This is a genomic window from Streptomyces kryoterrae, assembly GCF_054072135.1.
The window spans coordinates 1,127,013-1,153,425 of sequence record NZ_CM133358.1 but is presented as its reverse complement, the minus strand read 5'-3'; the positions used below and the strand labels follow the sequence as shown (position 1 = coordinate 1,153,425).

Genomic DNA, 26,413 nt, shown 5'->3' with positions numbered 1-26,413 from the left:
TCGCCCGCGTCGACGACATCGTCGGTGGCGTGGGTCTGCCGACGCCCACGGTGGGTGTGGTGGGGGTGGCGGGGGCTGGACACCGGCACGGCATCCAGCCCCGCGGGGTGGGGTCAGGGCGTGAGGAGTGCCTTGATGGCGCGGCGCTCGTCCATCGCCTTGTAGCCCTCGGCGACCTGCTCCAGGGGCAGGGTGAGGTCGAAGACCTTGCCGGGGTCGATACGGCCGGTGAGGACCCGCTGGATGAGGTCGGGCAGGTAGCCGCGTACGGGTGCGGGGCCGCCGCGGAGGCCGACGTGGGAGAAGAACAGTTCCTGGCCGTCGACCTGCACGTCGTGCGGGACGCCGACGAAGCCGACGTTGCCGCCGGGCCGGGTGGAGCGCAGGGCCTGCCGCATCGACTCGGCGGTGCCGACGCACTCCAGGACGGAGTCGGCGCCGACCCCGTTCGTCAGTTCCTTCACGCGGGCGATGCCTTCTTCGCCGCGTTCGGTGACGATGTCGGTGGCACCGAACTCCAGGGCCAGTTTCTGCCGGGAGGCGTGCCGGCTCATGGCGATGATCCGCTCGGCGCCGAGCTCGCGCGCGGCGATCACGCCGCACAGTCCGACCGCGCCGTCACCGACGACCACGGCCGTCGAGCCGGGCTTCACCTCGGCGGCGACGGCGGCGTACCAGCCGGTGCCCATCACGTCCGAGATGGCGAGCAGGCTGGGCACGAGTTCGTCGGCGGGCAGTTCGGGGGTGGCGACGAGGGTGCCGTGCGCGTTGGGGATACGGACGTACTCGGCCTGACAGGTGCTCATGAACTCGCGGCGAACGCAGTTGGACTGGTAGCCGGCCCGGCAGTTCGGGCAGGCGTTGTCCGAGGTGGCGAAGGAGCCCACCACGAACTGCCCCGGCTTGACGGACGTGACCTCGCTGCCGACCTCCTCGACGATGCCGACGTATTCGTGGCCCATTCGGCCGGCAGCTTCATGGTCGGAGGCTGCTTCAGGAGTTCCATCGTGTTTCTCTCCTCGTGGCGGGTGTCGCCGAGTCGGTGCGGCGGCGGCCGCGCGGATGGGCTGGGCGGCTTGTGGACGGGGGCGTCCTCCGGTGACCCTGCCACTCTCGCGCGAGCCCGCAAAGAGAAGAATTCCACCCTGGGAGCACATCATCCAGGGAGAGAATTGTCCCCCTCTCCTCCCTGGTGAACGGTGCCAGACTGGCGGACATCACCAGTAGCGTGCCCGGCGGCGAATGGACAGGGCTTCTCGCGACATGTGATGTCGATCCGAGTCCATGCAAAGCCGTCCTGTGATTAAAACGTCCCCTCGCCATGTGAATATATTGTGTGAGAGTGTCTGCATGGAGAGCAGCATATATTTGAATGCGCTGGGCGCATTTGGCAAAGCCCGACAGCCCGGCCGTGCGCGGGCTCAGTAGCCCGTACTGCGCGCACCTGGAGCAGGGGCGCGTAGGGCCGGCAATGCCGAGCAGCGGTTGGTGGTCTGGACCGCCGAGCCGGGTTCGGCATCCCACGACAGCCTGCGTTTCCTCTCGGCCTGGACGGCACAGCCGGCGGCCCCCGCGTCCGACACCCCCTGCCCCTGCCCAAGGCCGGGCAGTTCGGAAGTCCCGCACGTGAGCGGCCGAAGGCATTCGGGGGATGCCTGCCGTCGTGCGCAAGCCTTCGGGCCCGCCAAATTGGTGAATGCTACATCTTTACCGGCCGCTGTCACCGCCCTATACCGGCACCCGCACGTTCAGGGGACTCCGCCCTTCGGGAGCGGAACAGAGTTCCCTTTGAGTGAAGAATATCCAGGGACAAAACTCTCCCTCCCACGGGTGATGCCGATGATGCAAGACTTCCGGGCGTGACCAGCCGCGGTCGGGCAGCACGTGCGAATTCCGAATACACGGTGGTGACGAAGTCGCGCGATTCGCCCCGTCCCTGCCGCCGCGCAGGCCAGGTGCCCCATCCGCCGAGCCCGAAAGCGTATGTAAATGTCCTCCACTGAGTTCACTGATCCAGATGCGCCTCCCCCCACCGGCTCCACCGAGTCCCTGACCGCGCCGACACGACGCACCTTCATCGCCACCAGCACCGCGGTCGGTGGCGCTGTCGTCGTCGCCGGCACGATCGGCGGAACCTTGCTCGCCGGCGGGGAGGATGTGGCTGCCGCCGAAGCGGCGCCTGCCAGCCGTGTCTCCCTGACGGTCAACGGCACCCGGCGCACGGTGACGGTCGACAACCGCACCTCGCTGCTGGACCTGCTGCGTGAGCACCTCGACCTGACCGGCTCCAAGAAGGGCTGCAACGCAGGGGCCTGTGGCGCGTGCACGGTGCTGGTCGACGGACAGCGGGTCAACTCCTGTCTGACGCTGGCCGTCCGGCTGGAGGGTGCCGAGGTCACCACCATCGAGGGCCTGGCCAAGGGCGACCAACTCCACCCCCTCCAGCAGGCGTTCATCGACGAGGACGCCTTCCAGTGCGGTTACTGCACCCCGGGGCAGATCCTGTCCGGCGTGGGCTGCATCCAGGAGGGCCACACCGACTCGCCGGAGGAGATCCGGGAGTGGATGAGCGGCAACATCTGCCGCTGCGGCTGCTACGTCAAGATCGTGCGCGCGGTCGAATCGACCGCGGGCCGGAAGTAAGGAGCGGCCCACCATGCATCCCTTCACCTACACCCGGGTCTCCGACACCCGCGAGGCCGTCAACGCCGGTCACCGTGGCGGGCGTTACATCGCCGGCGGCACCACCCTGGTCGACCTGATGCGCGAGACCGTAGAGCGGCCCGAGACGCTGGTCGACATCTCCGGTCTGCCGCTGCGCCAGATCACCGTCACCGAGCGCGGGGGCCTGCGCATCGGCGCACTCGTACGGATGGCCGAGGCCGCCGCCCACCCCAAGGTGCGCACCCTGTATCCCGTCGTCTCCGAGTCGCTGGAACTGAGCGCCTCGGCGCAGTTGCGGAACATGGCGACCATCGGCGGCAACATCATGCAGCGCACCAGGTGTACGTATTTTCGTGACGTAAGTGCCGCCTGCAACAAGCGTGAGCCCGGTTCGGGTTGTGCGGCCCGGGAGGGCTTCAACCGGATGCACGCGATCCTCGGCACCTCCGACGCCTGCGTCGCCACGCACCCCTCCGATGTCGCCGTGGCCTTCGCCGCCCTGGAGGCGCGGGTGCATCTGCTGGGCTCGGACGGTGAGCGTCAAGTCCCCTTCGCCGAATTTCTGTTGCGGCCCGGCGGCACCCCGAACCGTGAACAGGCCCTCAGGAAAGGGGAGTTGATCACGGCGGTGGAGATCCCCGCGCTTCCGCGCCCACTCAGGTCGGGCTATCTGAAGGTGCGTGACCGGCAGTCCTACGAGTTCGCCCTGACCTCGGCGGCCGTCGCGCTGCACATACGCGGCGGAGTCATCCAGGAGGCCAAGGTCGCCGCCGGGGGAGTGGGCACGGTTCCGTGGAAGCTGTCCGGCGTGGAGCGGCACCTCATGGGTGAGCGTCCCTCGGAGTCCCTGTGGACGGCCGCCGCCGCGAAGGCCGCGGACGGAGCCCGTCCCCTTCGGCAGAACGGCTTCAAGGTCGAACTCCTGAAGCGGACCGTGGAACGCCAGCTGCGCATCGTAGGAGGTACCAAGTGAGCCCTCAGCCGCAGGCAGCCGTGGGTGCGCCGCTGTCCCGGGTGGACGGCCGGCTCAAGGTCACCGGCAAGGCGGTGTACGCCGCCGAGCACGACGTCGACGGAGCCGTGCACGCCGTGATCGTGGATGCGAGCATCGGCCGTGGCCGTATCACCTCTGTCGACACCGGTGACGCCGAGAGGCATCCGGGTGTGTTGCGGGTGATCAGTCATCGCAACGCGCCGAAGCTTCCCTATCGCGACAACGCCGGGTCCAACAACCCTCCCGGCCGCAGACTGCGGGTATTCCAGGACGACCGGGTGCTCTTCCACGGTCAGCCGGTCGCCGTCGTCGTGGCCACGACCCTGGAGGCCGCGCAGCACGGGGCGAGTCTGGTCAAGGTCCGCTACGAAGCGGAGGAGCCCTCGACCGACCTGCACGAGGCCGAGCCGGGCAGGCCGATGGACTACGCACGCGGTGACGCGGAAGCCGGCCTGCGCTCCTCTGCCGTGCGGCTGGACCTGACCTACCAGCTGGCGCGCAACCATCACAATCCGATGGAGCCGCATGCCACCATCGCCCGCTGGGACGGCGGCAAGCTGACCGTGTGGGACAAGACCCAGTGGGTGATGGGCACGCATGACGAGCTCGCCGCCGTGTTCGACCTGCCGGCGGACGCGGTGCGGGTCATCAACCCGTTCGTCGGCGGCGGGTTCGGCAGCGGGCTGCGCTGCTGGCCGCACACCGTGGTCGCCGCGCTGGCCGCGCGGGAGACGGGCCATCCGGTCAAGCTTGTGCTCAGCCGCAAGCAGATGTACTTCGGCACCGGCTTCCGGCCTTCGTACGAATATCGGCTGCGCCTCGGGAGCGACCGGCGGGGCCGCCTGGCCGCCGCGGTCCATGACATCGACGCGGAGACCTCGTCGTTCGAGACGTTCACCGAGGCCGTCATGGGCGCGGGCCAGATGCTCTACAGCATGCCCAACGTCAGTCAGGCGTACCGGCAGGTGCCGCTGGATGTGAACACGCCGATCTGGATGCGTGGCCCCGGCTTCGCGTCGGCGTCGTTCGTCATCGAGTCGGCCATGGACGAGCTCGCGCACGAACTCGGCATCGACCCGATCGAGCTGCGCCGGCGCAACGAACCGAGTGAGGACGAGTCGAGCAGCCTGCCCTTTTCCACCCGGCAGCTGCGCGAGTGCTACACCGTGGGTGCCCGGGAGTTCGGCTGGCAGCGCCGCTCGTCCCGGCCGCGTGCGCGGCGCGAGGGTGACTGGCTGATCGGCCTGGGCATGGCAGCCGGCGTGTATGACTGCGGGCGTTTTCCCGCGGAAGCCAGGGCCCGCCTCGATGCCGACGGAACCGCGGTGGTCGAGGCGGCCACCAGTGACATGGGGCCGGGCACCTACACCTCCCAGACCCAGGTGGCCGCCGACGCGCTCGGGCTGACCATGCGTACGGTGACCTTCCGGCTCGGCGACTCCCTGTATCCGCAGACCGGCCCGCACGGCGGCTCGTCGACCATGGCCAGCGTGGGCTCGGCCGTCGTCGACGCCTGCAACCAGGTGCGGCAGCAGGCGATCAAGCTGGCCGTCGAGGACCGTGAGTCGCCGCTGTACGGAGTGAACGCCGATGACGTGGTGGTCCGCGGCGGCCGGCTGCACGTGCAGGGCAACCCGGCGCGCGGTGAGACCTACCGGAGCCTGCTCGCCCGCAACGACCGCTCCCATCTGGAAGCGCGCGGCAACTACGCCGGGGCGCCCAGTCCAGCGCGGCGCTCCTACTTCGCCTACAACGCGACCTTCGCGGAGGTCGCCGTGGATGCGACCCTGGGTCTGGTGCGGGTGCGGCGGATGCTCGGGGTGTACGACGCGGGCCGCATCATCAGCCCGAAGCTGGCCGAGAGTCAGGCGTTCGGCGGCATCGTGGGCGGCATCGGTACTGCCCTGCTGGAGCACACGGTCACCGATCACCGGGACGGGCGGATCGTCAACGCCAGCCTGGCTGACTACCTCGTACCGGTGAACGCCGATGTCCCCGAGGTCAGGGCGATCTATCTGGACGGCGAGGACAACGACGGCAACGCGCTCGGCGTCAAGGGACTCGGCGAGGTCGTCCAGGTCGGTGTGGCGGCCGCGATCGGCAACGCGGTCTTCAACGCCACCGGCCGCCGGGTCCGCGAACTGCCCATCACTGCCGAGGCGTTGCTCTGACACGGGTGCGCCGTGGCGGGCCATGGCCGAACGGTCCGCTTCGGGGCACTCATCATCTACCGTCCGGCCGCCCGTACTCCTGAGCGCCGGACCCTCCAGGGCCGCCGCCGCGCACCGATACTCCCCCGTATGCGCGGTGGCGGCCCGCCCAACTCCGCGGCCCCGCGCCGCCCTCCTGGAGAAACGCTGATGTTGAACATCGCGGACACGCTGCACCGCTGGTGCCGCGAGGCACGCCCCTTCGCCCTGGCCACCGTCGTCGATGTCACCGGCAGCGCACCCCTGCCGGTCGGTACGTCGGTCGCGGTGGACGCCGATGGCAACGCGGTCGGCAGCATCTCCGGCGGCTGCGTCGAGGGAGCGGTCTACGACCTGTGCCGACAGGTGCTGCACGACCAGGGACCGCCCCAGCGCGCCTGGTTCGGCTACTCCGACGACGACGCCTTCGCCGTCGGCCTGACCTGCGGCGGCGAACTCGACGTCCTGGTCCAGCGCGTCGATCCCGCCACCGACCCCCAGCTCGGTGCCGCCCTGGATGCGGTTGCCCAGGGGATGCCCGCCGCCGTGGCCCAGGTGGTCGACGGTCCGCACCATCTGCTCGGCCGCACGCTCTGTGTCCTGGGCGACGGCGCCGCCTCCTACGGAACCCTGGACGGAGGGCCGACTGACCGCGCGGTGACCGCGCAGGCGAGCGCCCTGCTCCGGTCGGGACGTACCGCCCGCGTGGAGCTGGGCGGGGACGCCGACACCTGCCCGGACCGGCTGGCGGTCCTCGTCCATGTGGCCGCGTCCCGCCCCCGCATGCTGGTCTTCGGAGCCGTCGACTTCGCCGCCGCCCTCAGCCAGGCCGGCCACTTTCTCGGTTACCACGTCACCGTCTGCGACGCCCGTCCCGTCTTCGCCACGCGCGCCCGCTTCCCGTACGCGGACGAGGTGGTGGTCGACTGGCCCCACCGCTACCTGGAACGCACCGAGGTGGACGGCCGTACCGCCGTCTGCGTCCTCACCCACGACTCCAAGTTCGACATCCCCCTGCTGCAGCGCGCCCTCGGCCTGCCCGTCGGCTACGTCGGTGCGATGGGCTCCCGCCGCACCAACGCCGAGCGCCTCCACCGCCTGCGCGAAGTCGGCGTCACAGAAGACGAGTTGGCCCGGCTGCGCTCCCCGATCGGCCTCGACCTCGGCGCGCACACACCGCAGGAGACGGCCATCTCCATCGTGGCGGAGATCATCGCCTCCACCAACCTCGGAAGTGGCCTGCCCCTCTCCCGGGCAACGGGACCGATCCACCGCGCGGTGCCCCGGTCGCCCAGCGCGGTCCATGCCCGGCCGACGAAGCTGGAAGATGCAGCCGCACGCGCCGGTGTGTAGCGACGACGTGTCACGACTGAAAGGGCGCCTGGCGTGACCCGGACGGCCCCAGGCGCAGGCGGCGTTCCCGAAGCCGAACCAGCCGCCCGGACGGTTCCCTTCCGGTAGGCGCACCACAAGGAGATCGGTGGTGCCAACGCTCCGCCCCGGCCACGGCCCCATCCCTGTGAGAAACGGCCGATACGGCCGATACAGCTGACACGACTGGCGGCGCGCCCCATGGAGTTGGGTTAATCCGGAAAATCCGCCGTGCGGGTACCTCGACTTCGAGGAGGCCCCCCCTCTACGGGGTGCTGTGATGCAGACCGGCGGGGCGTTGTCAGCAGGCGCAGGCGCAGGCGCAGGCGCAGACGTTCCGTGAGCGTGCGGTGTGGACGCACCGCAGCACGGATCCGAGCCGCAGATCAAGCGGCTGGTCGAAGGGCTCGGCGTCCCCCTGAGGCCCTGCGCGCGCAGGTGGGGCATGGGGTGCGGGCGGCGTCGGCGATGACGAAGGCGTCGCGGGCGTCGGCCGTGCCCGTGCCGGGGTGCAGGTCGGCCGGTGTATCGACGGGCTCGGCGGATGGGCGACTTCGCACCCACAAGCGCGGGCGACGGTCACGGCCACCAGGGTGCCGATGGCGGCCGGCCGGCCAACCACGCCGAGGACCTTCCCCTGGTGTTTGAGGTGGTTGCTGCCCTCGCGAGCCCGTGGCAACGGAGATCGAGGTGCACGGAGGGGAGCGCCGTCGTAGCCCTTCACCTCGCCGAACCGGGTTCCCTTCGCCCAGTCGTCGCGCGCCTGGGCTGCTGCCGGTCAGTAGACCGTCAGCATCAGTCGCGAGGAGTTGGTTGACCGTGGCCCGGGATTCGTTGGCCCGTGGGATGGGGCGGAATTCCATATATTCCTTGAGGTCGAAGTCATCGAGACCGCTCCCGTGGTCCTGTCGCAGCGCATGGAGACCACGCAGATCATTCGGCCTCAGGAACTGCATGGCGTCCAGGTGAGTGAGCTCGAAGGTCCCCCTGCTGCCCGGGCACTCCGTGCGGGTGTGTCCCGAGTGTGAGCGCACGAGGTGGTCGAGGGTGTTCGATGGCCTCCGCGAACCCGGGGTCGTCGACGGGCAGCGGCTCATAGGCCGGGCGGTCGGCGCCGTTGAGAATCTTGTCCGTCATGGACTCGCGGTCCACGGCGGCGTCCAGGGCCTGGCGGATCACCCGGTCGCCGGCGACCTTGTTCTCCTTGGGGAGGGTGACGGCGCGGAAGTCGTAGGACTTGGCGTCGTAGGTCTTCCTGTCGCTGCCGTTCGTGAGTACCGCTCCGGGGCGTCGGCCCCTCTGGTTCCTGGCCCCCGTTCGCGATCTTTCTCAGCGCCCTGCACACGATCGTGCGGGACGTACGGCAGCTCCGCACGGGGTCAGCTGCCTGACGAGCGGCGCCGGTTGCGACCGGCTCCGTCGGCCGTTGTCGGTGTGGCCGTAGACGGGTTGGTGGTTCCTCACGCGCGGAGTTCAGCCCTGCGCGGGCACTCCAGTCCATAGGCGGGCGGATTCCATCCAGGTCTGACGCCCTGCGACGCCGCTTGAGCCGGACGCCCCCCTTTGCCGCGCCCCGAGCCGCCGAACCTTCTCGCCTACGGGCCGCCGGGCTTCTTGCCGGTTACAGCCGGAGGGTGAACCAGGTGGTCTTCCCGCGTTCGTCCGGGCGGACTCCCCAGTTGTCGGCGAGGGTGTCGACGAGGATGAGGCCCCGCCCGGACTCCTCGTCCCGCGCGGCCAGCCGTGGCTGCGGCAGATGCGGACTGAGGTCGCCGACCTCGACGGCGAGTTCGCTGACAGTGCGACGCAGATGGAGGACGAGAGGGCCCTGCGCGTGCTGAACAGCGTTGGTGAGGATCTCGGAGACCAGCAGCCTCGCGTCGTCGGTCTGCTGGGGGCAGCCCCAGGCGGCGAGGGTCTCTCCCACGAAGGCGCGGCCCGTGGGCACCGAGGAGGCGGTGGCCAGCAGTTCTGTACGGGCACTGTCCAGTGGGGCGGCGGGCACCTGGGCCAGCAGCAGGGTGACGTCGTCGTCGTGTCCCTCGGCGTCGGGCAGCAGTGCGGCAAGGACGTGATCGGCGGCGGCGTCGAGGCCGTCGGTACGGGTGAAGGCGTCGTCGAGTGCCGTGGTGAGTTTGTCGATCTCGTCCTCGATGTCGCTGCCGGGGGTTTCGATCAGGCCGTCGGTGTACAGCACGAGGGTGGCTCCGGGCGGGATGTCCGCACTGGACTGCTGGTAGAGGATGTTGCCGACGCCGAGAGGTGCGTTCACCGGCGCGAGAAGCCTGCGCGCGCTGTCGCCGGGGGTGGCGACGAGGGTGGGCAGGTGGCCGGCCGAGCACAGGGTGACGGATCCGGCGTCCGACGCGATGATCAGGTAGCAGCAGGTGACCAACTGGTCGGGGACGTTCAGGTCGGCGACGACCGCGTCCAGAGCCTGCATGAGCTGGCGGGGCTGCATGCCGGTCTTGGCCAGGGCATGGGCGGCGGAGCGCAACTGACCCATGACGGACGCCGCTTCCAGGCCCCGGCCCATCACGTCGCCGATGAGGACGCCGACCCGGCCGGCGCCGAGCGGGACCAGGTCGAACCAGTCGCCGCCCACGCCGGCGCCCTGGGTGGCGGGCCGGTAGCGGCTGGCGGCTGCCAGGCCGGGGATGGCGGGGGGAGTACCCATGAGGCTGCGCTGCAGGGTGAGGGCGATGTGCTTCTGCTGCCTGTACAACTCGGTGAGTTCGGCCTCGGCGCGCTTGCGGTCGCTGATGTCGCGGATGATGGCGCAGGCGCCGATGACTGTTCCGGTGGTGTCCCGGGTCGGCCACAGGGTGACGTCGACGTCGAGTGCGGCGCCGGTGCTGGTGACGCGCAGGGTTTCGAAGTGCTCGATCTTCTCGCCCTGCCGCAGCCGCTCCAGCAGCATGACGACCTCGTCCTTGTGCTCCGGCGACGCCAGCATGGACACGTGCCGTCCGATGGCCTCCTCGGCCGTATAGCCGTACAGCCGCTGCGCGGCGGCGTTCCAGTACGTGATGCGGCCGTCGAGAGTCTTGGCGAGGATCGCGTCCTGGGACGACTCGACCAGGGCGGCGAGTTCGTTGATACGGGCTTCGGCGGCCTTGCGTTCGCTGACGTCGCGTACGGCGGCGGAGACGAGGAGCCCGTCGGCGGTTTCCAGGGGGCTGAGGCTGATCTCGACGGGGAACTCGGTGCCGTCCTTGCGCAGTCCGTGCAGCTCCAGACCTGCACCCATGGGCCGCACCTGCCGCGTGTTGGTGTAACCGTCGCGATGCCGGGTGTGGTTGGCCTGGAACCGTTCAGGCACCAGCAAATCGACCGGACGGCCCAGGAGTTCGTCCCGTCGGTAACCGAAGAGGGCCTCGGTCTGGGCGTTGACGAGCCTGATGATCCCAGTGTTGTCGACGATCACCATCGCGTCCGGGGCCGCCTCCAGCAGTGCCCGAAACCTCTCCTCGGCGGCCTTGCGTTCGCTGACGTCGCGTACGGCGGCGGAGACGAGGAGCCCGTCGGCGGTTTCCAGGGGGCTGAGGCTGATCTCGACGGGGAACTCGGTGCCGTCCTTGCGCAGTCCGTGCAGCTCCAGACCCGCACCCATGGGCCGCACCTGGCGGGTGTTGGCGTATCCGTTGCGGTGCGTGGCATGGTGGGCGCGGAACCGGCCGGGGATGAGGATTTCGACGGGGTGGCCGAGGAGTTCGTCCCGTCGGTAACCGAAGAGGGCCTCGGTCTGCGCATTGACGAGGCGGATGATCCCGGTGCCGTCCACGATGACCATCGCATCCGGGGCTGCCTCCAGCAGTCCCCGGAACCTGTCCTCGGCCGCTCCCGGCTCGCTCACCCGGCTCGGGACGCCGGATGGGTGATGAGCCTGCTCGGCAGTTCCTGCCCCGTAGGTCGACCCTGATGTGATCATGTCGCTCATGGCGGCCCCAACTGACTTGCAGTTTGCGGTGAATCGAGCCATCTCAGCGCATGCCGGCCATGCCCGCCCGGGTCTGCCACTTACTGGCCCCAAGACGTCCGTACTTGCCTGCTTGCGACCGGACGCCACTCCTGTCTGGTGAAAACCAGAGGAGCGATGCGCTGGCCCAGACCAAAACCCCGCATTGATCAGGGAGTTGGTTTTTTTTGGGGGGTGGGAATCTCCGCCCATGATGAGCCGGACGGTCGCACGGAACAGATACTCCAGAAGGCCGAAGGCACTGCTGCGAAAGCGCTATGCCGAGTGGCTCATCCATGGGAGATCGCGGCGTACATCGGTGCGCGGACCGACTCGGTGCGTTCCTACCGCAAGCACGGCCTGCTTCCGCCTCCCGACCTGGTGGAGGGCGGCAAACCGTATTGGCTCGCGGATACCGTCCGAGCCTGGCTGGCCCGTAGCCGCCATGAACCGCCCCCGCCGTGACACCAACGACTAAAGAGAAAGGGGTATCCCCACGTGCCCCTCCCGTACAGGGCTGACGGCCGGTACCGTGCCCAAGTCGGTAAACACTGAGAGTGAACCAGGGCAATCAACCGGGGCCAGGCTCGATACACGCCGGCCGGCCCGATCGGTGCCACGGGGGGATCCATGAGTACACCGCCACCGGCTGGCCCGCCGAACACACCGCCACCTGTTCCGCCTCACCCACCACAGCCGCCGGACCCAGCCGCCGTCGCGGCCGCGGCGGAACGCGAACGCGAACGGCGGCTGCTGCGGACACAATGGGCGATGGTCACCGTAACCGGCCTGCCCGGCATCGCCGCCGTCATCGCGCTCATCTTCACCTTCGCCACCGTGCGGCAAGCCCAGGACACACTGAACGTCACCGAGCAGGGCCAGATCACCGACCGTTACAACGACGCAGTCGCCAACCTCGGCTCCGACACCGTCGACACCCGCCTCGGCGGCATCTACGCACTCCAGCGCATCATGACCGACTCCGCCCGCGACCAACCCACAGTCATCCGCGTCCTCAGTGCCTTCATCCGCGTCCACGCCCCCGCATCCGACGCGACGAAACACCAGGTCCGGTGGGAGGGCCCCGCACCGGACATAACAGCAGCCCTCGAAGTCCTCGCTACGCGCCGCCCGTTCAACGACGGCACGGCCCTGGTCGATCTGCACAGCGCAGACCTGCGGGGAGTGAACCTTCCCCGGTTCCAGCACGGAGAATACACACGGACAGAACTGGCTGGCGCGGACCTTCGGGAGGTGAATTTCGATCACGCGCGCCTCAACGGCGCGAACCTCAACGGCGCTCATCTCGCCGGCGCGAACCTCGGCGCCGCGAACTTCAGCGGCGCGCGCCTCGTCGGCGCATACCTCAGAGGCGCGGACATCGGCGCCGTGAACTTCAGCGACGCGGATCTCAGCAGTGCAAACCTCGACCACGTCAACGCTTATTCGACGTACCTAAACCGTGCGAACCTCAGCAACGCAAACCTCAGCGACGCGGTCTTCGTCGGCGCGAATTTCAGCAACGCAGACCTCAACGATACGGACCTCGAAAACACGAGCCTCAGCGACGCGAACCTCCAGGATGCTCACCTTACGGGCGCTCACCTTGAAAACACGAGCCTCAAAGGCGCGCGCCTCTACGGCGCGGACCTGGCCGAGGCCAGGTCCCTCACTGTCGAACAGGTAGTGAGTGGCTTTCCCTATCCCTCAACCAAGCTTCCGAAAGGGCTGGCCTTGGATCCGCAGGTACGCGCTCGGATTGCCGAAATCGTAAAAGGTTGACCTCCATCGTCTCCGCTCTCCCGAACAAGACCCCCTGCAGCCAGTCCGAATACGGCTTCTGCCCCGGCGTGGAGAATTTCTCTATCGATGCTTGGAAGTCGGTCGTCCATTCGCGCCACGGCGCCGGCCAGGACTGGGTGGCTCCGTCGCCGGTGGGCGGTTGCGGCGTCGATGAGGGCCTGCGCGAGGTTCTGGAGGAAGGCCTGCCAATGGGCGATGGCGAGCACGATGGGCCCGCGGTTGACCGAGGTCTCCATGGTGCGCCGACCCTGGGTGCCGGGGCTGGCGGCGGAACCTCGCCATCAGCGTCTTCCGCCAAGACGGTCAGACCAACATCGCCGCCGCCCTCCACCACGCCGGCCGCGACTACCACAGGCCCCTACGAGCCCTCGGTCTCACGTAACGAACCCGGAATGCCATGGCCCTGGGGATACAGGAGCCATCACTTACGACCAATTGTCCCCGGAGTAAGAGGTAGCGGACTGCGCAAGCCTCACGCATCATGTCGACGCTTGGAGCTTGCACTCCGTGCCGCCCGCCTTCTCGACGAGTTACCACATCACGGACATGAGCGGGTCATCAATGATCCTTCGGAAGGACTGTCCCGGACAGGCCCCATGAGCGCGGAGAGAAAGGCGTGCATCGTCGAGCGCTGGGGGTGCTGGCGTGAAGTTGCATTCTCAAGGCATGACTACTTCGTTGCCGTGGGTCGTGAGTAGTCGCCAACGTCAATCCGAAACGGGCCGCTGTTAGGCCACGCCTTGCAAAGGAAGCGGCCCACGCCAGGTTAGCAACCCAGTTCTAGCCAGCGAGAAAGACTCGTATCTCAGCCACCCGAAGGTGAGGGCTGCTCACTGAGCCTTTCCCAGTAATGGACCATGACGTTGTGTGATTGTTCAGATGGTGCGGTCGTACTCGAGTTGAAGCAGGACGAGGGCTGCGGCGGCAATCTTCGTGATGCGGCTGGGGTCGAGGCTGACCCGGCGCAGGGCCTTGAAGGTGGTCTTGAGCAGGGAGTTGGCGCGCTCGCAGACGCCGTGGATGCCGCGGATGACCTTGTTGCAGGTCTGCTGAGCCTCGGTCAGCTCGGCTCCGGCGGGCTTTTTGACGGGGTGGCGGAAGCCGTCGTCGGCGTTCTCGTAGCCGAGGTCGACGAGGGTCGGCATGTCCAGCTCGGCCGCGATGCGGTTGAGGGCGTCGACCAGCCCGTGGTGGCGGGCGCAGGTGGTGTCGTGCTCCCGGCCCGGCCGTACTGACGAGACCCAGATCGGCCAGCCGTCCGGAGTCGAGATGACCTGTACGTTCCCGCCATGGTGCTTGTGTTTTCCCGACCACCAGAGGTCTGCGCCGTGGGGGCCCGGGGCGGCGACGCGGTCGGTGCGGATGACCGTGCCGTCGAGGTTCAGATGCGTCAGCCCGGCTGCCTTCGCACGCTCCAGCGCGGTGGACAGGTCCGGTGCTCCGGCGGCCAGGACGGCCAGTCCTTCGTGGAGGTAGCGGAAGGAGGTGGAGGCCGACAGTCCGTTGCCACGGGCGAGTTGAGCCAACCGGGTGCCGTCGAGGAACCAGCGCAGCACGAGTACGGCCTGCTTGAAGCAGCCCAGCGCACGTCGGCCCTCGCGGGTCCTGGCCACGATCCGGTGGTCACGCAGGAGGCCGGCCAGATGCTCGGCGGTGGTCCGCTTCGCATCGAGCACGGCGGTGTATGTGACACTGGTCGACACGTGAGGCCCCTCGGTCAGAACAATCTGTCGCAAGATCGTTCCTACCAGGGGCCTTACGCCTGCACGGACTTGACGACCGCACGGGGCCGCAGCGCCAGCATCGCGATCACAGCGAGCGACGGGTGCTTACCGGGAAAAGCTCAGTGAGGCTGAACGCGGTCCGGCTCCGCGAAGCACCGCCCCGGCCACCGGCGAGGCTCAGCTGCACGGTCTCGGGCGAATGCGCGCAGCCCGCGAAACGGCCTTCCGGACCAACACCACCGGATCTGGATCCACTTGTCAGAGGCGACTGATAGAAAAACACTGAACAGCCGCCAGGTCTGGAGTGTAGGGAGTCACGTTTTGTCTTATGTGCACCATGTCGAGCGGTTCTACGGACTGCCCACATTCACTTTTTCACCGCAGGTGAACCCCGAGAACCTTCCTGATCCGGGTTCCGTGGCCTGGCGCATCCAGTGCGCGGAAATACCCCACGAGGCCGACTACATGGGGCGCGTCGACGCCTACTGGGCACGCTTCACCGAGTCGGTCGAGCTGGAGAAAGTACGGGCGCTGGTATTCGGTCACCCCTGGTACGACGCCGACGGCGGGCTTCCGGACGAACCGCTGATCGGCCTCCGCTCCCGGCTGACCGGACTCGAAGCACTCTTCCTCGGCGATCTGGAGGACGAGGAGTCGATGATCTCCACGATATACCTGGGCAATGTCGCGCCCGTCCTGGAGGCGTTCCCCGGTCTTCGGGAGCTGGTCCTGCGCGGTGGAGAAGGCCTGGACTTCCCCGTGACGGGCCACGGAGAACTGCGTGTGCTGCGCGTCGAGTCCGGCGGGCTGCCCCCGGAGGCGGTGGCGCAGATCGCCGCAGCCGATCTGCCTTCCCTGGAGCGCCTGGAGCTGTGGCTGGGTGACGAAAGCTACGGCGGTGGGACCACTGTTGAGCACCTCGCCCCGCTGCTCGCGGGTGCGGGCAAGCCCGCACTGCGCCACCTGGGGTTGCAGAACAGCCCGGTCCAGGACGAGTTGGCTGCTGCGCTGGCCTCCGCGCCGGTCATATCCCGGCTCACGTCGCTGAGCCTGGCGCTGGGCACGCTCACCGACGCGGGCGTGGAGGCACTGCTGCACGGTCAGCCGCTCAGCCACCTGCGGGAGCTGGACCTCTCGCACCACTTCCTCAGCGACGCCATGATGCTGCGGATCTGGACAGAGCTGGAGCCGCAGGGGGTTCGTGTGAATCTGACCGCCAGGCAGGAGGACGACGGGGGCAACCCCGAGTGGGGGCAGGAACACGGCCGGTACATCGCGGTCGCCGAATGACCGCCGTCGCCAGGTCCTGACCCTCCACTTCTCTCTCTCGTTCCCCGTCACCGCTCCCAGCGCCGTCGAAAGGCCGCACGATGTTCCAAGCCCCCGAGTCCCAGGACCCGGACGACCGCCGGATCGCCAGTCGCGAAGTCAATGGCCGCCGCCCCTGGCTCCTGCCGGCCGAACAGGTTCCGTACGGCCACGTGTTGCACGCCGCTGCCCTGCTGAGGTGGAGCCCCGCCGCCGTAGTGGCACGGCTGACCGCCATGGGGCACACCGACATCCAGCACCCCGAGACGCTGCCCGACACCGTCGCCCTCGACGACATCCCGCTGGTCAGGGACACGAGCGCGGAATCCAGGCCTGCATGGCTCGACGTCGGCAAGCCGGTGTCCCTGCGCCAGATACTCGAATCGGCGGGCCTGGCCGATCGAGGTCCTGCCGACGTCGCACGGCGGCTGACCGCTCTCGGCTACCGGCTCGGTGGCGATGGCAGGGCGCTGCCCGAATCCCCCGATCGCGGTGACGCCACGCTGATCAGCGTCAACCCCGGCCCCTATGTGAAGTGGCTCGACTGGGACGACGAGGTGCCCGCGTCCCACGTGCTCGGCGCGGCCGAGCACTTGAGATGCAGCCCGCACACCGCCGCCACGCGACTGCTCGCGTTCGGCCTCCGGCTGCCGTACACCCCTGACCCCGGCGACGAGTTGCTCCTCAGGTCTTCTACAGAACACGGTGCTCGCCCCCTCTACGGGGCTCAATCCATCGGGCACATTCTCGCTGTCGCACAGGAATTGGGCCGCAGTCCGGCGGACGTCGCCGCCCGGCTGACGGAGCTGGGCTGGGCTCAACCGGTCGTGCCCGACCACCCGGAGGCCGACGACCTCACCATCCTCAGTGAGGAACTCGACGGCCGCGCGCCCTGGTTGCTGAAGAACACTGTCGTCGGGCTACAGATGCGGCACATCCTGCGCGCGGCCCTCACCACGGGACGGAGCCCCGCGGACATCGCCGAGAGGCTGGCCGCGCTGGGGCACTGGCTGCACGAGAACGCGAAGCTGCCCGAGACCGTCGACGAGGAGGACATCCGGCTGCTGGAGACGGTCGACCGCTCGTACCTGGACAACGTCCACCTGGAACACGTCCTGCGCAGCGCGAGCCTGACGGGGAGAAGCCCGGCGGACGTCGCGGCGCGGCTCACCGCTCTCGGCCACCGGCTGCCCGACGAGGTGGACTACCCGGAGGTCCGGGCCTCTCTGGCCACCTCGTGATCTTCGCGGCACCGGCGCGCGTTCGGGCGGACGGGCGGAGCCGGACTTCGTACGGTCAGCGCGTGTCGAGCCAGTCCGCCACCTTGTCGATGGTCCTGGCCGCGCCGCCCAGGTTCTGGGCGGTCTGCTCCAGCTCCCCGATGAGCTGACTCAGGCGGGCGTCGTCCCTCTCCCCGACCGTCCCGGTGGCGTCGGAGTCGACAGCGCCGGAGCCGGGTACCGCCGTGCCGCGGTATCCGATGACGCCCTCGCCCGCACGCTGGTAGGACCCGATGAACTTGTCCGGGGTACGCGGGGCGGCAGCGGGGGAAGCCCGGAAAAGACGCACCTGCGACAGTTGCAGTTCCCGCGAGCCGCCGTTGCGCGTGATGTGCAGGCGATAGTGCCGGTACGCCGTGGTGTTGCCGAAGGAGTAGCTCGCGAACTGGAAGCGCTCGGTGAAGACCTGCTGGGTCCGGGAGTCCAGGGTCGTCCACTGGTTGCCGTCGTGCGATCCTCGGAAGTGCCAGCTCCGGGGATCGCGGTCCCGGGCAGTCGTTGGCGGATGTCAGTGTGTACGACGCGACAGCCGTGGGCTGCGAGAGGAGGAAGTCCAGGCGGGCGCTGTTCTCGTGGGACAGCCACTTGTTCCTGGCACGGTCGAGAAGGTTGGCGGCGATCTCCCCCGCGGCCCGGAATTCGTTGCTCGCGTCGATGTCTGTCACCTTGGCGGTGACGTCATGGGTGTGTGCGTCGGCGGGCCGGGAGCCGGTGCCCCGCAGGCTGACCGAGCCGGAGTTCTCCCGCTGGTCGCGTCAGGCTATGCGCTCCACGGGTGCGCCGCCGTCGTCGACCAGCAGCCGCAGCTCCGAGGACGCGTGCCAGGACCCGCCCCACCCCTCCTCCGTACGGAATCGGAGGACCGGCATGTCCGCGGGCCCCTCCGAGAAGGCCAGCCGCTCTGTGAGACTGCCGCGGAACTCGCCGATCGCGCCGTCCGCGGCCCGGTAGGAGCCGTAGAAGCCGGACATGCCCGACGCGAAGCTGACCGTCGCCTCCGCCCCGTCCGCTCCGCGCCAGGAAAGCTGCGAGGGCAGCGTCTGCTCGCCCCGGTCGACAAGGAAGCGCAGCCTCGGGGCGGACTCCCAGGACGCGGAGTCCAGCACCCGTCGCTCGCTGCTGAAGCTGAAGACGAACGGCTTGCCGGCCTCGGCGTCCAGAGCGCGCTCGGAGCAGCCCCGGTCATGGACGGAGTCCAGGGTGATCCGGTAGAGCCACAGTCTGCTGCGCGCCTCGGTGGAACTGCGTATCTCCAGGGTGTTGGTGCCGGGAACCAGCAACGTGCCGGGCACCGCGAGCACATTGTCATGGGGAAGGTCGCCGCCACCGGGCACAGTGAGCCTGTCCCAAAAATGGACCATGACGTTGTGTGATTGTTCAGATGGTGCGGTCGTACTCGAGTTGAAGCAGGACGAGGGCTGCGGCGGCAATCTTCGTGATGCGGCTGGGGTCGAGGCTGACCCGACGTAGTGCTTTGAAGGTCGTCTTGAGCAGGGAGTTGGCGCGTTCGCAGATGCCGTGGATGCCACGGATGACCTTGTTGTAGGTCTGCTGGGCCTCGGTCAGTTCGCCTCCGGCGGGCTTCTTGACGGGGTGGCGGAAGCCGTCGCCTGCGTTCTCGTAGCCGAGGTCGACGAGGGTCGACATGTCCAGCTCGGCGGCGATGCGGTTCAGGGCGTCGATCAGGCCGTGGTGGCGGGCGCAGGTGGTGTCGTGTTCCCGGCCCGGGCGGACCGGTGAAACCCAGATCGGCCAGCCGTCCGGAGTGGAGATGACCTGTACGTTCCCGCCATGGTGCTTGTGTTTTCCGCAACGCCGGTAAGTTACGGGCCCGTCAGAGTCCTTGACGTGGCAACAGGGCCCCTGTGTCGACTGGTTTCGACCAAGAAATCCGCCGACCACGGAGGCCCTGTTGCCCACCCATGCTCCTGCCGCAGAATCCGTTTCCGCAAGCCAACCCCACGCTTCCCGGTACGCACCAGTCGCCGGGCAACTGACGCTGGGAGCCGTCACCGAGATCGTCCCACCGGCCCTGATCGACGAGGTGATCACCCGGTGCGGCCGCCGGGAGCGTCGCGTCCGTAAGCTGCCGGCCCGGGTGACGCTGTATCTGGTGCTCGCATTGTGGCTGTATCCGAGCGTCGGCTACCGGGAAGTACTGCGCATGCTCTTCGAGCAGTTGCACCACCGTGCGGGCGCCCGCCACCTGCGGGTGCCCAGTGCGCCGGCGGCGGTGCAGGCGCGTCGCCGCCTTGGCCGTGAGCCCTTGAAGTCCCTGTTCCTGTTGTTACGGGGTGCTCACTGCGGACCGGAAGATCCCGGCGCGACCGCGTTCGGGCACGATCTGGCTCTGCTGACGACCGCCGTGGACGGCACGACCCTCGATGTCCCGGACACCGTGCCCAACCGCGCCGCGTTCGGCCCGGCTCCCGGCCGCAGCAACAAGGATCCGGGCCGCTGCCCGCAGATCCGCGTGCTGACTCTGATCGCGTGCGGCACCCGGGCCATCCTCGACGCGGCATGGGGCGGCCGCTCGACCAGCGAGGGAGCGCTGCTGCGCAAGCTGGTGCACGGCGGGTGTCTGCGCGCGGGCATGCTGGTCCTGGCGGACCGGTACTTCTCGGGGTCCGCGCACGTCGCGACCGTCCGGGCCACCGGCGCCGATCTAATCATTCGGGCCATCGCCAACCGTCGGCTGCCGGTCCTGCGCCGCCTGCCCGACGGCTCGTACCTCTCTCATCTGCCGGCCGCCAACCAGATCACTCCCGACCTGATCGCCAGGGCCCGGGCCAAAGGCGTGCGCCCCCAGCGACGCGGAGTGCGTGCCCGGCAAGACGCGGGCATGCCCATCCGCGTCATCCAGGCCGATATCACCGTCGTCCCCGAGCACGGCGAGTCCCGCAGCGAGTCCTACCTGCTGATCACCACTCTCTTCGACCACGTCACAGCCCCGGCGCTACAGATCGTGAAGCTGTACGCGGAGCGCTGGGAAGCCGAGACCGGCTATGCCGACCTGAAGATCCACCTGAGCGGGATGCGGAATGTGCTGCGCTCAGGTGAACCCAACGGCGTCGCCCAGGAGTTGTACGCGCTGCTCATCGTCTACCAGATCGTGCAGATCATCCGGGCCCGCGCAGCACGCGAGAACCCCGAGGACGTCCCTGCGGACCCGGACCGCATCTCCTTCACCGTCACGCTCCGCGCGCTCGTGCGCAGCGTTGGCCGCGGCACCCCGCCAGCACTCCTCGACGTCTTCCACGAGATCTGGTCCAGCCCCCGCCTTGAGCGCCGGCGACGCACCAAGACCCGCGAACGCAAAGGCACTCTCGCCTACGCCCGGGCAGTAAGCAGAACGCCGTTGAGCAGGGCGGAGTACAAGATCACCATTCAGGCGCCGCAGCCGACGGGCCCGTAACTTACCGGCGTTGGTGTTTTCCGGACCACCACAGGTCTGCGCCGTTGGGGCCCGGGGCGGCGACGCGGTCGGTGCGGATGACCGTACCGTCGAGGTTCAGATGTGTCAGCCCGGCCGCCTTCGCGCGCTCCAGCGCGGTCGCGAGGTCCGGTGCTCCGGCCGCCAGAACGGTCAGCCCCTCGTGAAGGTAACGGTAGGCGGTGGAGGCCGACAGGCCGTTGTCGCAGGCAAGTTGGGAAAGCCGGGTGCCGTCGAGGAACCAGCGCAGGATGAACACCGCCTGCCGGAAGCAGCCCAGCGCACGCCGCCCCTTGCGGGTTCCGGCCACGATGCGGTGATCGCGCAGCAGCCGGGCCAGGTGCTCGGCGGTGGACCGCTTCACATCAAGCACGGCGGTATATGTGACACTGAGCGTTTCAGCGGTGCCGCTCCAGGGTGAGGACGGCGGCTGCGATTGACGACATTCGGTTCGGGCTGCACCGAGCTTTGCGGAAGATGCGCCAGGACTTCAACCGTGCGACGCCTCGCTCGACCGGTGCGCGTGCCGCCGACAGTGCGCGGTTGACGGTTTGCTGGGTGGGTGTGAGATCGCGGCCGGGTGGGCGCCTGCGTGGTGTGGTCACCCATGGGCCGGCTCCGATGTAGGCGCGGTCGGCGAGGATCGGGATGCCCTGGCGTTCGCAGATTCGGATGATCCGGTGAGTGCGGGCCGCGGTCAGGTCGTGCGCGCGGCCGGGCAGTGCGGGCGAGATCCACAGCAGTCGTCCGGCTGAATCGGTCACCACCTGCACGTTCACGCCGTGACGTCGGTGTTTTTGGGAGAAGTCGGCCCGACTGTCGCCTACCCGGTCGCACTCCGTGAGGGTGCCGTCCAGCAGGACGTAGTCGGGGTCGGCTTCGCGCAGGCTTCGCAGAAGCCCGGGTGCGCGGTCGGCGAGCAGGTCGATGACGGCTGTCGTGTAGGAGTGGGCGGTGCCGACGGAGATGCCGAAGCCGGCCGCGAGTTGGGCGAGGGTGTCGTGCTTGCGTAGGTACACCAGGCCGACGAGGGCACGTTGGTGCGGTGGGAGCTTGCAACGTCGGTCACCCTCACGGGTGACGATGATCATGGTGACCCACTCGACCAGGGCATGAGGCAGGTCGAGTGCGGCAGGATAGGCAACCAACAAGGCTCCTGCGCCGATGAGTTGAGACGTCGAACACCTCCCTCAACGGCATAGGGGCCTTGTCCGTTGCGGACGTCGACGTCGTCACCCGATCAGTGGCCACTCTGAAAGAGCTCACTGATCGACACGTGAGGCCCCTCGGTCGGATCTTTCCTTCGCAAGATCGTTCCTACCAGGGGCCTTACGCCTGCACGGACTTGAGGACCGCACGGGGCCGCAGCGCCAGCATCGCGATCACAACGAGCGACGGGCGCTTACCGGGAAAGGCTCACTGGATCGATAATGAGCGAACCTGGCTCATTGGGGACAACTTTTCCAATCTGCGCCGGCGGAAGTACGGCGATGCCCATTCCACTTACGTGAAGCCCCGGAGGAGACGATCCGAGATCGCTAGACTCCAGGAGAAGGAGCAACCTGGAAGCTCGTCAGCGAGGCGATTGACATGTCGGATTCGTTGCCAGAACCCCCTTCTCCAAGTCCACCTGCGACGCCACCCCAACCATCCGCGCCACCAGCCCCCGCACAGCCAGCGCCACGACAACGCGCAGATTTGGTTGGGTTCTCGGCACTTGTGAGTTCGTTTGTGGGTCTCGCTACCTTTGCGGTGGGATTTCTTGCTCTTCCGGCGGTGGGCGTAAACTCCCCAGCGCAGGAAGCCATCCCGCAAGCCACTGTGACAGTCACCGCTAATGCCACTATGCCGTCTGGGCCGGTCCCGCGGCTGGGTCAGCCCGGCTTGACCGCCAGTGTCGCAAAATAGTGCGACATGTATTGAGCAGATGCGTTGGATTGGTGCGGCGCTTCCGCGAAGCCGGTGAGGACGAACCCCGCGGCGAGTTGCCCGCCGATCTGGTCGGTGAGGGTGTGGCTGTATTCAAGAGGGGCATCCGCGCCGAACTTCGTGGCGCGTTCCTCGGCGGAGTACTGCGTGACATCGCTGTAGGGCAGCTTGTGCACGACGATCAGCTCGCCGCGCTCGTCGAGCGCCTCGTGGTCGAACAAGTACACATCAGGGTTGAGGAAGCCCACGAGCAGAGTTCCGCCCGGTCGCAGGACGCGGAAGCACTCGCGCCACACCGGTGCCAAGTCCGGTACGAACAGGTTGGAGACCGGATGGAGTACGACGTCGAATGCTGCGTCGCCGAAGGCCCTGAGGTCGCGCATGTCGCCCAGGACGGTGCGCAGCTCGAGTCCGTCGCGCGCCGCCACCATCTGGTCCTGGCCGAGCTGGCGTGGTGAGTTGTCGAATACGGTGACCCGCGCCCCTGCGGCGGCGAGGATCGGACCCTGCTGGCCACCACCGGAGGCCAGGCACAACACGTCCTTGCCGGTCAGGTCCGTCGGCAGCCAGGAGCGGTCTACTGGCTCACGTCCGATGAGAACAATCGACCAGTCGCCCATGCGGGCGCGCTCGACGTCCTCAGCACTCACCGGCCTCGACCACTCGTTGCCCTCTTGGGCATACCTGTCCCAGGCTGCCCGATTGTGGGCAACGGGGTCGACAACAATGTCCTGCACGTTCAACTCCCTGGGCAGCATCCGAGGCGCGGCGCTGCGAAAGATCCTGGTAACTGCACAGGCTGACAGCCGGTCCCGGACGCCCGGGACCGCCGGCTCGGGTTTCCCCTGGTCAGCGCACCCTTCCCCGTGGTTTCAGCGGTGTCTCGGGCAGAGACGGCGCACGGAGAGGATCGCCGTCGTAGCCCTTCACCTCGCCGAACCGGGTTCCCTTCGCCCAGTCGTCGCGCGCCTGCACGATCTCCTCCTGAGTGCGGCCGACGAAGTTCCACCACATATCGAGCGTCGCCACTGTTTCCGCAGGTCAACGACCTTCGGGACGGCTGCTGGTCAGCAAACCGTCAGCATCAGTCGCGAGGAGTTGGTTGACCGTGGCCCGGGATTCGTTGGCCCGTGGGATGGGGTCGTTCTTCAAGGAGTGCGAGCATACGCGGTCGAGGTGGTCGAAGTGCCGTCACCCGTACAAGATCCGGTATCGGTCGACGACCGGGAGTCAGGCGGAGGAGTCTGGGTTCGAGACCCAGGACGGGGCCATCGGGCGTTTGTTGGAGATCTACAACGAGAAGAAGGCGGCCCCGCAGTCTCAGTCGAAGGCGGAGCGCATCCGGACGTACGGGGAGATGTCATTCGAGGAGTACGTGGAGGAGTGGAAGGCCGGGCAGCGGCACCTGGCTGTCACCTCGGTAGGGCACCTCGACTCGCTCTTGAAGCACCACCTTTATCCGGCGCTCGGCAGCCGGCGGATGAACTCCTTCGACCTCAAGGTGGTTGACGGCTTCATCCGCACCATGGAGCGCAAAGGCGCCGGTCTGGCAACCCAGTCCAACGCCTTCGACAAGCTGCGAGCGGTCCTCCTTGACGCGTATCGGCTGGGCCTCTATCCCGAGAACCCCGTGGCCGGCGTCAAGCCGCCGCAGTACAACCCTGCACGGGCCGTGATTCCCTCTCCGGAACAGTTGCGGGGGATACGGGCCGCAGGCGATGACGCGTTCACGTTGATCGTCGATTTGATGAGCGGCTGTGGCCTGCGGAACGGTGAGGCGGCGGCAGTGAACCTCAAGAGCATAGTGGCCGATGACGTGTATCGGGTTGCCGAGCAGACCATCATGTCCACCCGGCAGTACGGGCCGCTCAAGCACCGGAAGCCGGGAGAATACCGAGACGTTCCTTTGCCGGCTCGGGTCCGGGAGACGATTGAGTGGTACGCCCAAAAATATGGGACCATCGATGGTTACCTGCTGCGTCAGCCCACCGATGTCAGCAAGCCGTATCCGCATCACGGGATGGACAATCAGTGGCGGCGGATCAAGGCGGCGGGCGTTGTGGACATTCCGGAAGGGATGGTGCTCTACGGGAACCGCCATTTCTTCGCGTCGAACTGCCTGAACAGCGGGATTCCGATCACAGACGTTGCCGAGTGGATGGGGCACAAGAGCCTCGACATCACCTTCAAGGTCTATCGCCACCTCATGCCCGGCTCGATCAGCTCAGCAGCCAAAATCCTCAACCTCAACCTTGCGGCTGAGTGAAGGTCCACGGACGGCGGAAGCAGCAATGCCGGATGCTTGTGCTGCATCGGGCGGCCGTCGCCCCGTTGCGACGTGCCGTCCAGATGGCTGGTGTTGCGGATCGAACAGGTCGCTAGGCTTCGGCTGGTCACTGAAGAACTTGGATAGCGGCGCCGGTTGATCTGGCCGTGCACTCCGAGGTGACCGGGCCCACTACGTCTGTGGCGTCCCGTGACAGGACGTTACGGGTGCGGGGCAGGCGGATCATCGATCTGCCTCAGGCATGGGTTGACAGCTACGCGACGAGGTCCAGATTGAGGACACTGGCGGCTGTACTGATCGAGCCGGGCATGAGGTGCCGGTAGATCTTGAAGGTGATGTCGATATTCTTGTGCCCCATCCACTCAGCCACGTCGGTGATGGGTACGCCGTGGCTGAGGCAGTTGGAAGCGAAGAAGTGCCGGAAGCCATAGATCACCATCCCCTGGGGGATCTCTGCTCGTCCCTTCTCCTTGATGCGTCGCCATTGGTTGCTGAGGCAGTAGGACGGGAACGTCCGAGACGAATCGTTCGGGTGGCGCAGCAGGTAGCCGCCGACGGTGCCGTGTTTGTCCGCGTACCACTCAATGGTTTCTCTGACCCGGGCAGGCAGGGGAACATCGCGGTAGTCGTTCGGCTTGCGGTGTTTGAGGGAGGCGTACTCGCCGGTCGTCTGGTTTACCTGTTCTGTGATCCGGTAGACGTCGTCGGCCACGATGTTGCGGAGGTTGACTGCGGCTGCCTCGCCGTTGCGGAGACCGCAGCCGCTCATCAGGCTGACGATCAACGCGAACACGTCATCGCCTGCTGTGCGTATCAGACGCAACTGCTCTGGTGAGGGAATGACCGCGCGCTTGGGGTTGTACTGCGGGGCCTTGACGCCCCTGAGGGGGCTCTCGTCGAACAGGCCCAGTCGGTGGGCGTCGAGCAGGATGGCTTTGAGCTTGTCGAAGGCGTTGGACTGGGTGGCCAAGCCGACGCCGCGCCGTTCCAGGGTCTGGATGAACTCCTCGACGACCTTGTGGTCGAACGTGTCTATCCGCCGGCTGCCCAGCGCGGGGAAAAGGTGGTGCTGCAGCAGGGAGTCCAGGTGGCGCACTGAGGCTGGGGCCAAGTCTCGCTGTGCCGCCTTCCATTCGGTGGCGTACTTTTCGAAGCGCATTGCCCCGTAGGCAGCGACTCGCTCCGCCTTGGATTTGGCTCGCGGACCGGCCTCCTTCTTCTCGTTGTAGATCTGTGTCAAACGCCCGATGGCCTTGTCCTGGGTTGCGAACCCTGACTCCTGCACCTGCTTCCCGGCGGCCGACCGGTACCGGATCTTGTAGAGGTGAGGGCACTTCGACCACCGTGACTGCGGATGCTCACATGTTTTGAAAAATGAACCCATCCCACGGACCAACGCACGAGACATAGATTAAATACCCGATCACGAAAATTGTAACGTCTACGGCCAGATTGTGCCGACTAGATGTGCAT

Annotated in this window: 16 protein-coding genes and 7 pseudogenes; 10 read left to right on the top strand and 13 right to left on the bottom strand. The window is 67.7% G+C overall.

Annotated elements, in window-relative coordinates:
* Positions 1–113 precede the first annotated feature (113 nt).
* Positions 114–962: pseudogene (locus ACW4TU_RS04720) on the bottom strand (zinc-dependent alcohol dehydrogenase family protein); the annotation flags it as partial.
* Positions 963–1,989: 1,027 nt separating this feature from the next.
* On the opposite strand from ACW4TU_RS04720, the gene ACW4TU_RS04715 reads away from it, so the two are divergent.
* The 4 genes from ACW4TU_RS04715 (at position 1,990) to ACW4TU_RS04700 (ending at position 7,200) form a co-directional block, all read left to right on the top strand.
* Positions 1,990–2,643, top strand: coding sequence for a (2Fe-2S)-binding protein (locus ACW4TU_RS04715; protein WP_457424899.1), 654 nt, complete (start codon positions 1,990–1,992; stop codon positions 2,641–2,643).
* Between the two features lie 13 nt (positions 2,644–2,656).
* Complete coding sequence (locus ACW4TU_RS04710) at positions 2,657–3,637, top strand: FAD binding domain-containing protein (RefSeq protein WP_457424897.1); 981 nt, start codon at positions 2,657–2,659, stop codon at positions 3,635–3,637.
* Positions 3,634–5,829 (top strand): xanthine dehydrogenase family protein molybdopterin-binding subunit, encoded by a 2,196-nt coding sequence (locus ACW4TU_RS04705; protein ID WP_457424895.1) that lies wholly within the window; start codon positions 3,634–3,636, stop codon positions 5,827–5,829. The genes ACW4TU_RS04710 and ACW4TU_RS04705 overlap by 4 nt, the downstream gene beginning before the upstream one ends.
* Positions 5,830–6,018: 189 nt before the next feature.
* Positions 6,019–7,200 (top strand): XdhC family protein, encoded by a 1,182-nt coding sequence (locus tag ACW4TU_RS04700; RefSeq protein ID WP_457424893.1) that lies wholly within the window; start codon positions 6,019–6,021, stop codon positions 7,198–7,200.
* Positions 7,201–7,897: 697 nt separating this feature from the next.
* On the opposite strand, the pseudogene ACW4TU_RS04695 reads toward ACW4TU_RS04700, so the two are convergent.
* The 3 genes and pseudogenes from ACW4TU_RS04695 to ACW4TU_RS04685 form a co-directional block, all read right to left on the bottom strand.
* Positions 7,898–7,984: pseudogene (locus tag ACW4TU_RS04695) on the bottom strand (pirin); the annotation flags it as partial.
* 278 nt (positions 7,985–8,262) lie between these two features.
* Positions 8,263–8,481: pseudogene (locus ACW4TU_RS04690) on the bottom strand (ABC transporter substrate-binding protein); the annotation flags it as partial.
* Between the two features lie 358 nt (positions 8,482–8,839).
* On the bottom strand, positions 8,840–11,011 hold the full coding sequence (locus tag ACW4TU_RS04685) for a SpoIIE family protein phosphatase (protein ID WP_457430709.1): 2,172 nt from the start codon (positions 11,009–11,011) through the stop codon (positions 8,840–8,842).
* 450 nt (positions 11,012–11,461) lie between these two features.
* Here ACW4TU_RS04685 and ACW4TU_RS04680 point away from each other — a divergent pair.
* Together ACW4TU_RS04680 and ACW4TU_RS04675 are read left to right on the top strand one after the other, a co-directional pair.
* Positions 11,462–11,654, top strand: a pseudogene (locus ACW4TU_RS04680) (MarR family transcriptional regulator).
* Positions 11,655–11,947: 293 nt separating this feature from the next.
* Positions 11,948–12,958 (top strand): pentapeptide repeat-containing protein, encoded by a 1,011-nt coding sequence (locus tag ACW4TU_RS04675; protein ID WP_457424891.1) that lies wholly within the window; start codon positions 11,948–11,950, stop codon positions 12,956–12,958.
* A gap of 896 nt (positions 12,959–13,854) precedes the next feature.
* Here the strand turns inward: ACW4TU_RS04675 and ACW4TU_RS04670 are convergent.
* Positions 13,855–14,682, bottom strand: coding sequence for an HARBI1 family protein (locus tag ACW4TU_RS04670; protein WP_457424889.1), 828 nt, complete (start codon positions 14,680–14,682; stop codon positions 13,855–13,857).
* A 438-nt stretch (positions 14,683–15,120) separates the two neighbouring features.
* Between ACW4TU_RS04670 and ACW4TU_RS04665 the strand changes: the two genes are divergently transcribed.
* Together ACW4TU_RS04665 and ACW4TU_RS04660 are read left to right on the top strand one after the other, a co-directional pair.
* Positions 15,121–15,993, top strand: a complete 873-nt coding sequence (locus ACW4TU_RS04665; RefSeq protein WP_457424887.1) for an STM4015 family protein — start codon at positions 15,121–15,123, stop codon at positions 15,991–15,993.
* Positions 15,994–16,073: 80 nt separating this feature from the next.
* Entirely contained in the window at positions 16,074–17,252 is a 1,179-nt protein-coding gene (locus ACW4TU_RS04660; protein WP_457424885.1) for a wHTH domain-containing protein, read from the top strand.
* A gap of 55 nt (positions 17,253–17,307) precedes the next feature.
* Here ACW4TU_RS04660 and ACW4TU_RS04655 read toward each other — a convergent pair whose 3' ends face one another.
* The 3 genes and pseudogenes from ACW4TU_RS04655 to ACW4TU_RS04645 form a co-directional block, all read right to left on the bottom strand.
* Positions 17,308–17,580: a hypothetical protein gene (locus ACW4TU_RS04655; RefSeq protein ID WP_457424883.1), complete on the bottom strand. Its 273-nt coding sequence runs from the start codon at positions 17,578–17,580 to the stop codon at positions 17,308–17,310.
* Positions 17,581–18,046: 466 nt separating this feature from the next.
* Positions 18,047–18,583, bottom strand: a complete 537-nt coding sequence (locus ACW4TU_RS04650; RefSeq protein ID WP_457424881.1) for a hypothetical protein — start codon at positions 18,581–18,583, stop codon at positions 18,047–18,049.
* 85 nt (positions 18,584–18,668) lie between these two features.
* A pseudogene (locus ACW4TU_RS04645) lies at positions 18,669–19,109 on the bottom strand (HARBI1 family protein); the annotation flags it as partial.
* 226 nt (positions 19,110–19,335) lie between these two features.
* Here ACW4TU_RS04645 and ACW4TU_RS04640 point away from each other — a divergent pair.
* Entirely contained in the window at positions 19,336–20,706 is a 1,371-nt protein-coding gene (locus tag ACW4TU_RS04640; protein WP_457430628.1) for an IS4 family transposase, read from the top strand.
* A 13-nt stretch (positions 20,707–20,719) separates the two neighbouring features.
* On the opposite strand, the pseudogene ACW4TU_RS04635 reads toward ACW4TU_RS04640, so the two are convergent.
* From ACW4TU_RS04635 to ACW4TU_RS04620, 4 genes and pseudogenes are all read right to left on the bottom strand, one after another.
* A pseudogene (locus ACW4TU_RS04635) lies at positions 20,720–21,097 on the bottom strand (IS5/IS1182 family transposase); the annotation flags it as partial.
* Positions 21,098–21,122: 25 nt separating this feature from the next.
* A complete protein-coding gene (locus ACW4TU_RS04630) occupies positions 21,123–21,872 on the bottom strand; it encodes a transposase (RefSeq protein ID WP_457424879.1) in 750 nt (249 codons plus the stop codon).
* A 726-nt stretch (positions 21,873–22,598) separates the two neighbouring features.
* Positions 22,599–23,390, bottom strand: a complete 792-nt coding sequence (locus tag ACW4TU_RS04625) for a class I SAM-dependent methyltransferase (RefSeq protein ID WP_457430707.1) — start codon at positions 23,388–23,390, stop codon at positions 22,599–22,601.
* A 112-nt stretch (positions 23,391–23,502) separates the two neighbouring features.
* Positions 23,503–23,673, bottom strand: a pseudogene (locus tag ACW4TU_RS04620) (pirin family protein); the annotation flags it as partial.
* Between the two features lie 115 nt (positions 23,674–23,788).
* On the opposite strand from ACW4TU_RS04620, the gene ACW4TU_RS04615 reads away from it, so the two are divergent.
* On the top strand, positions 23,789–24,919 hold the full coding sequence (locus ACW4TU_RS04615; protein WP_457430706.1) for a tyrosine-type recombinase/integrase: 1,131 nt from the start codon (positions 23,789–23,791) through the stop codon (positions 24,917–24,919).
* Between the two features lie 274 nt (positions 24,920–25,193).
* On the opposite strand, the gene ACW4TU_RS04610 is transcribed toward ACW4TU_RS04615, so the two are convergent.
* Positions 25,194–26,324 carry a tyrosine-type recombinase/integrase gene (locus tag ACW4TU_RS04610; RefSeq protein ID WP_457424877.1) on the bottom strand — a complete coding sequence of 377 codons (1,131 nt, stop codon included), beginning with the start codon at positions 26,322–26,324 and terminating at the stop codon, positions 25,194–25,196.
* Between the last annotated feature and the right edge of the window lie 89 nt (positions 26,325–26,413).

Excerpts from the sequence above, each read along its gene's own strand:
- ACW4TU_RS04675 (WP_457424891.1), top strand. The coding sequence starts at position 11,948 with ATGGTCACCGTAACCGGCCTGCCCGGCATCGCCGCCGTCATCGCGCTC.
- ACW4TU_RS04615 (WP_457430706.1), top strand. The coding sequence starts at position 23,789 with ATGGGGTCGTTCTTCAAGGAGTGCGAGCATACGCGGTCGAGGTGGTCG.
- ACW4TU_RS04700 (WP_457424893.1), top strand. The coding sequence starts at position 6,019 with ATGTTGAACATCGCGGACACGCTGCACCGCTGGTGCCGCGAGGCACGC.
- ACW4TU_RS04715 (WP_457424899.1), top strand. The coding sequence starts at position 1,990 with ATGTCCTCCACTGAGTTCACTGATCCAGATGCGCCTCCCCCCACCGGC.
- ACW4TU_RS04685 (WP_457430709.1), bottom strand. The coding sequence starts at position 11,011 with ATGGTCATCGTGGACGGCACCGGGATCATCCGCCTCGTCAATGCGCAG.
- ACW4TU_RS04660 (WP_457424885.1), top strand. The coding sequence starts at position 16,074 with ATGTTCCAAGCCCCCGAGTCCCAGGACCCGGACGACCGCCGGATCGCC.
- ACW4TU_RS04710 (WP_457424897.1), top strand. The coding sequence starts at position 2,657 with ATGCATCCCTTCACCTACACCCGGGTCTCCGACACCCGCGAGGCCGTC.
- ACW4TU_RS04610 (WP_457424877.1), bottom strand. The coding sequence starts at position 26,324 with ATGGGTTCATTTTTCAAAACATGTGAGCATCCGCAGTCACGGTGGTCG.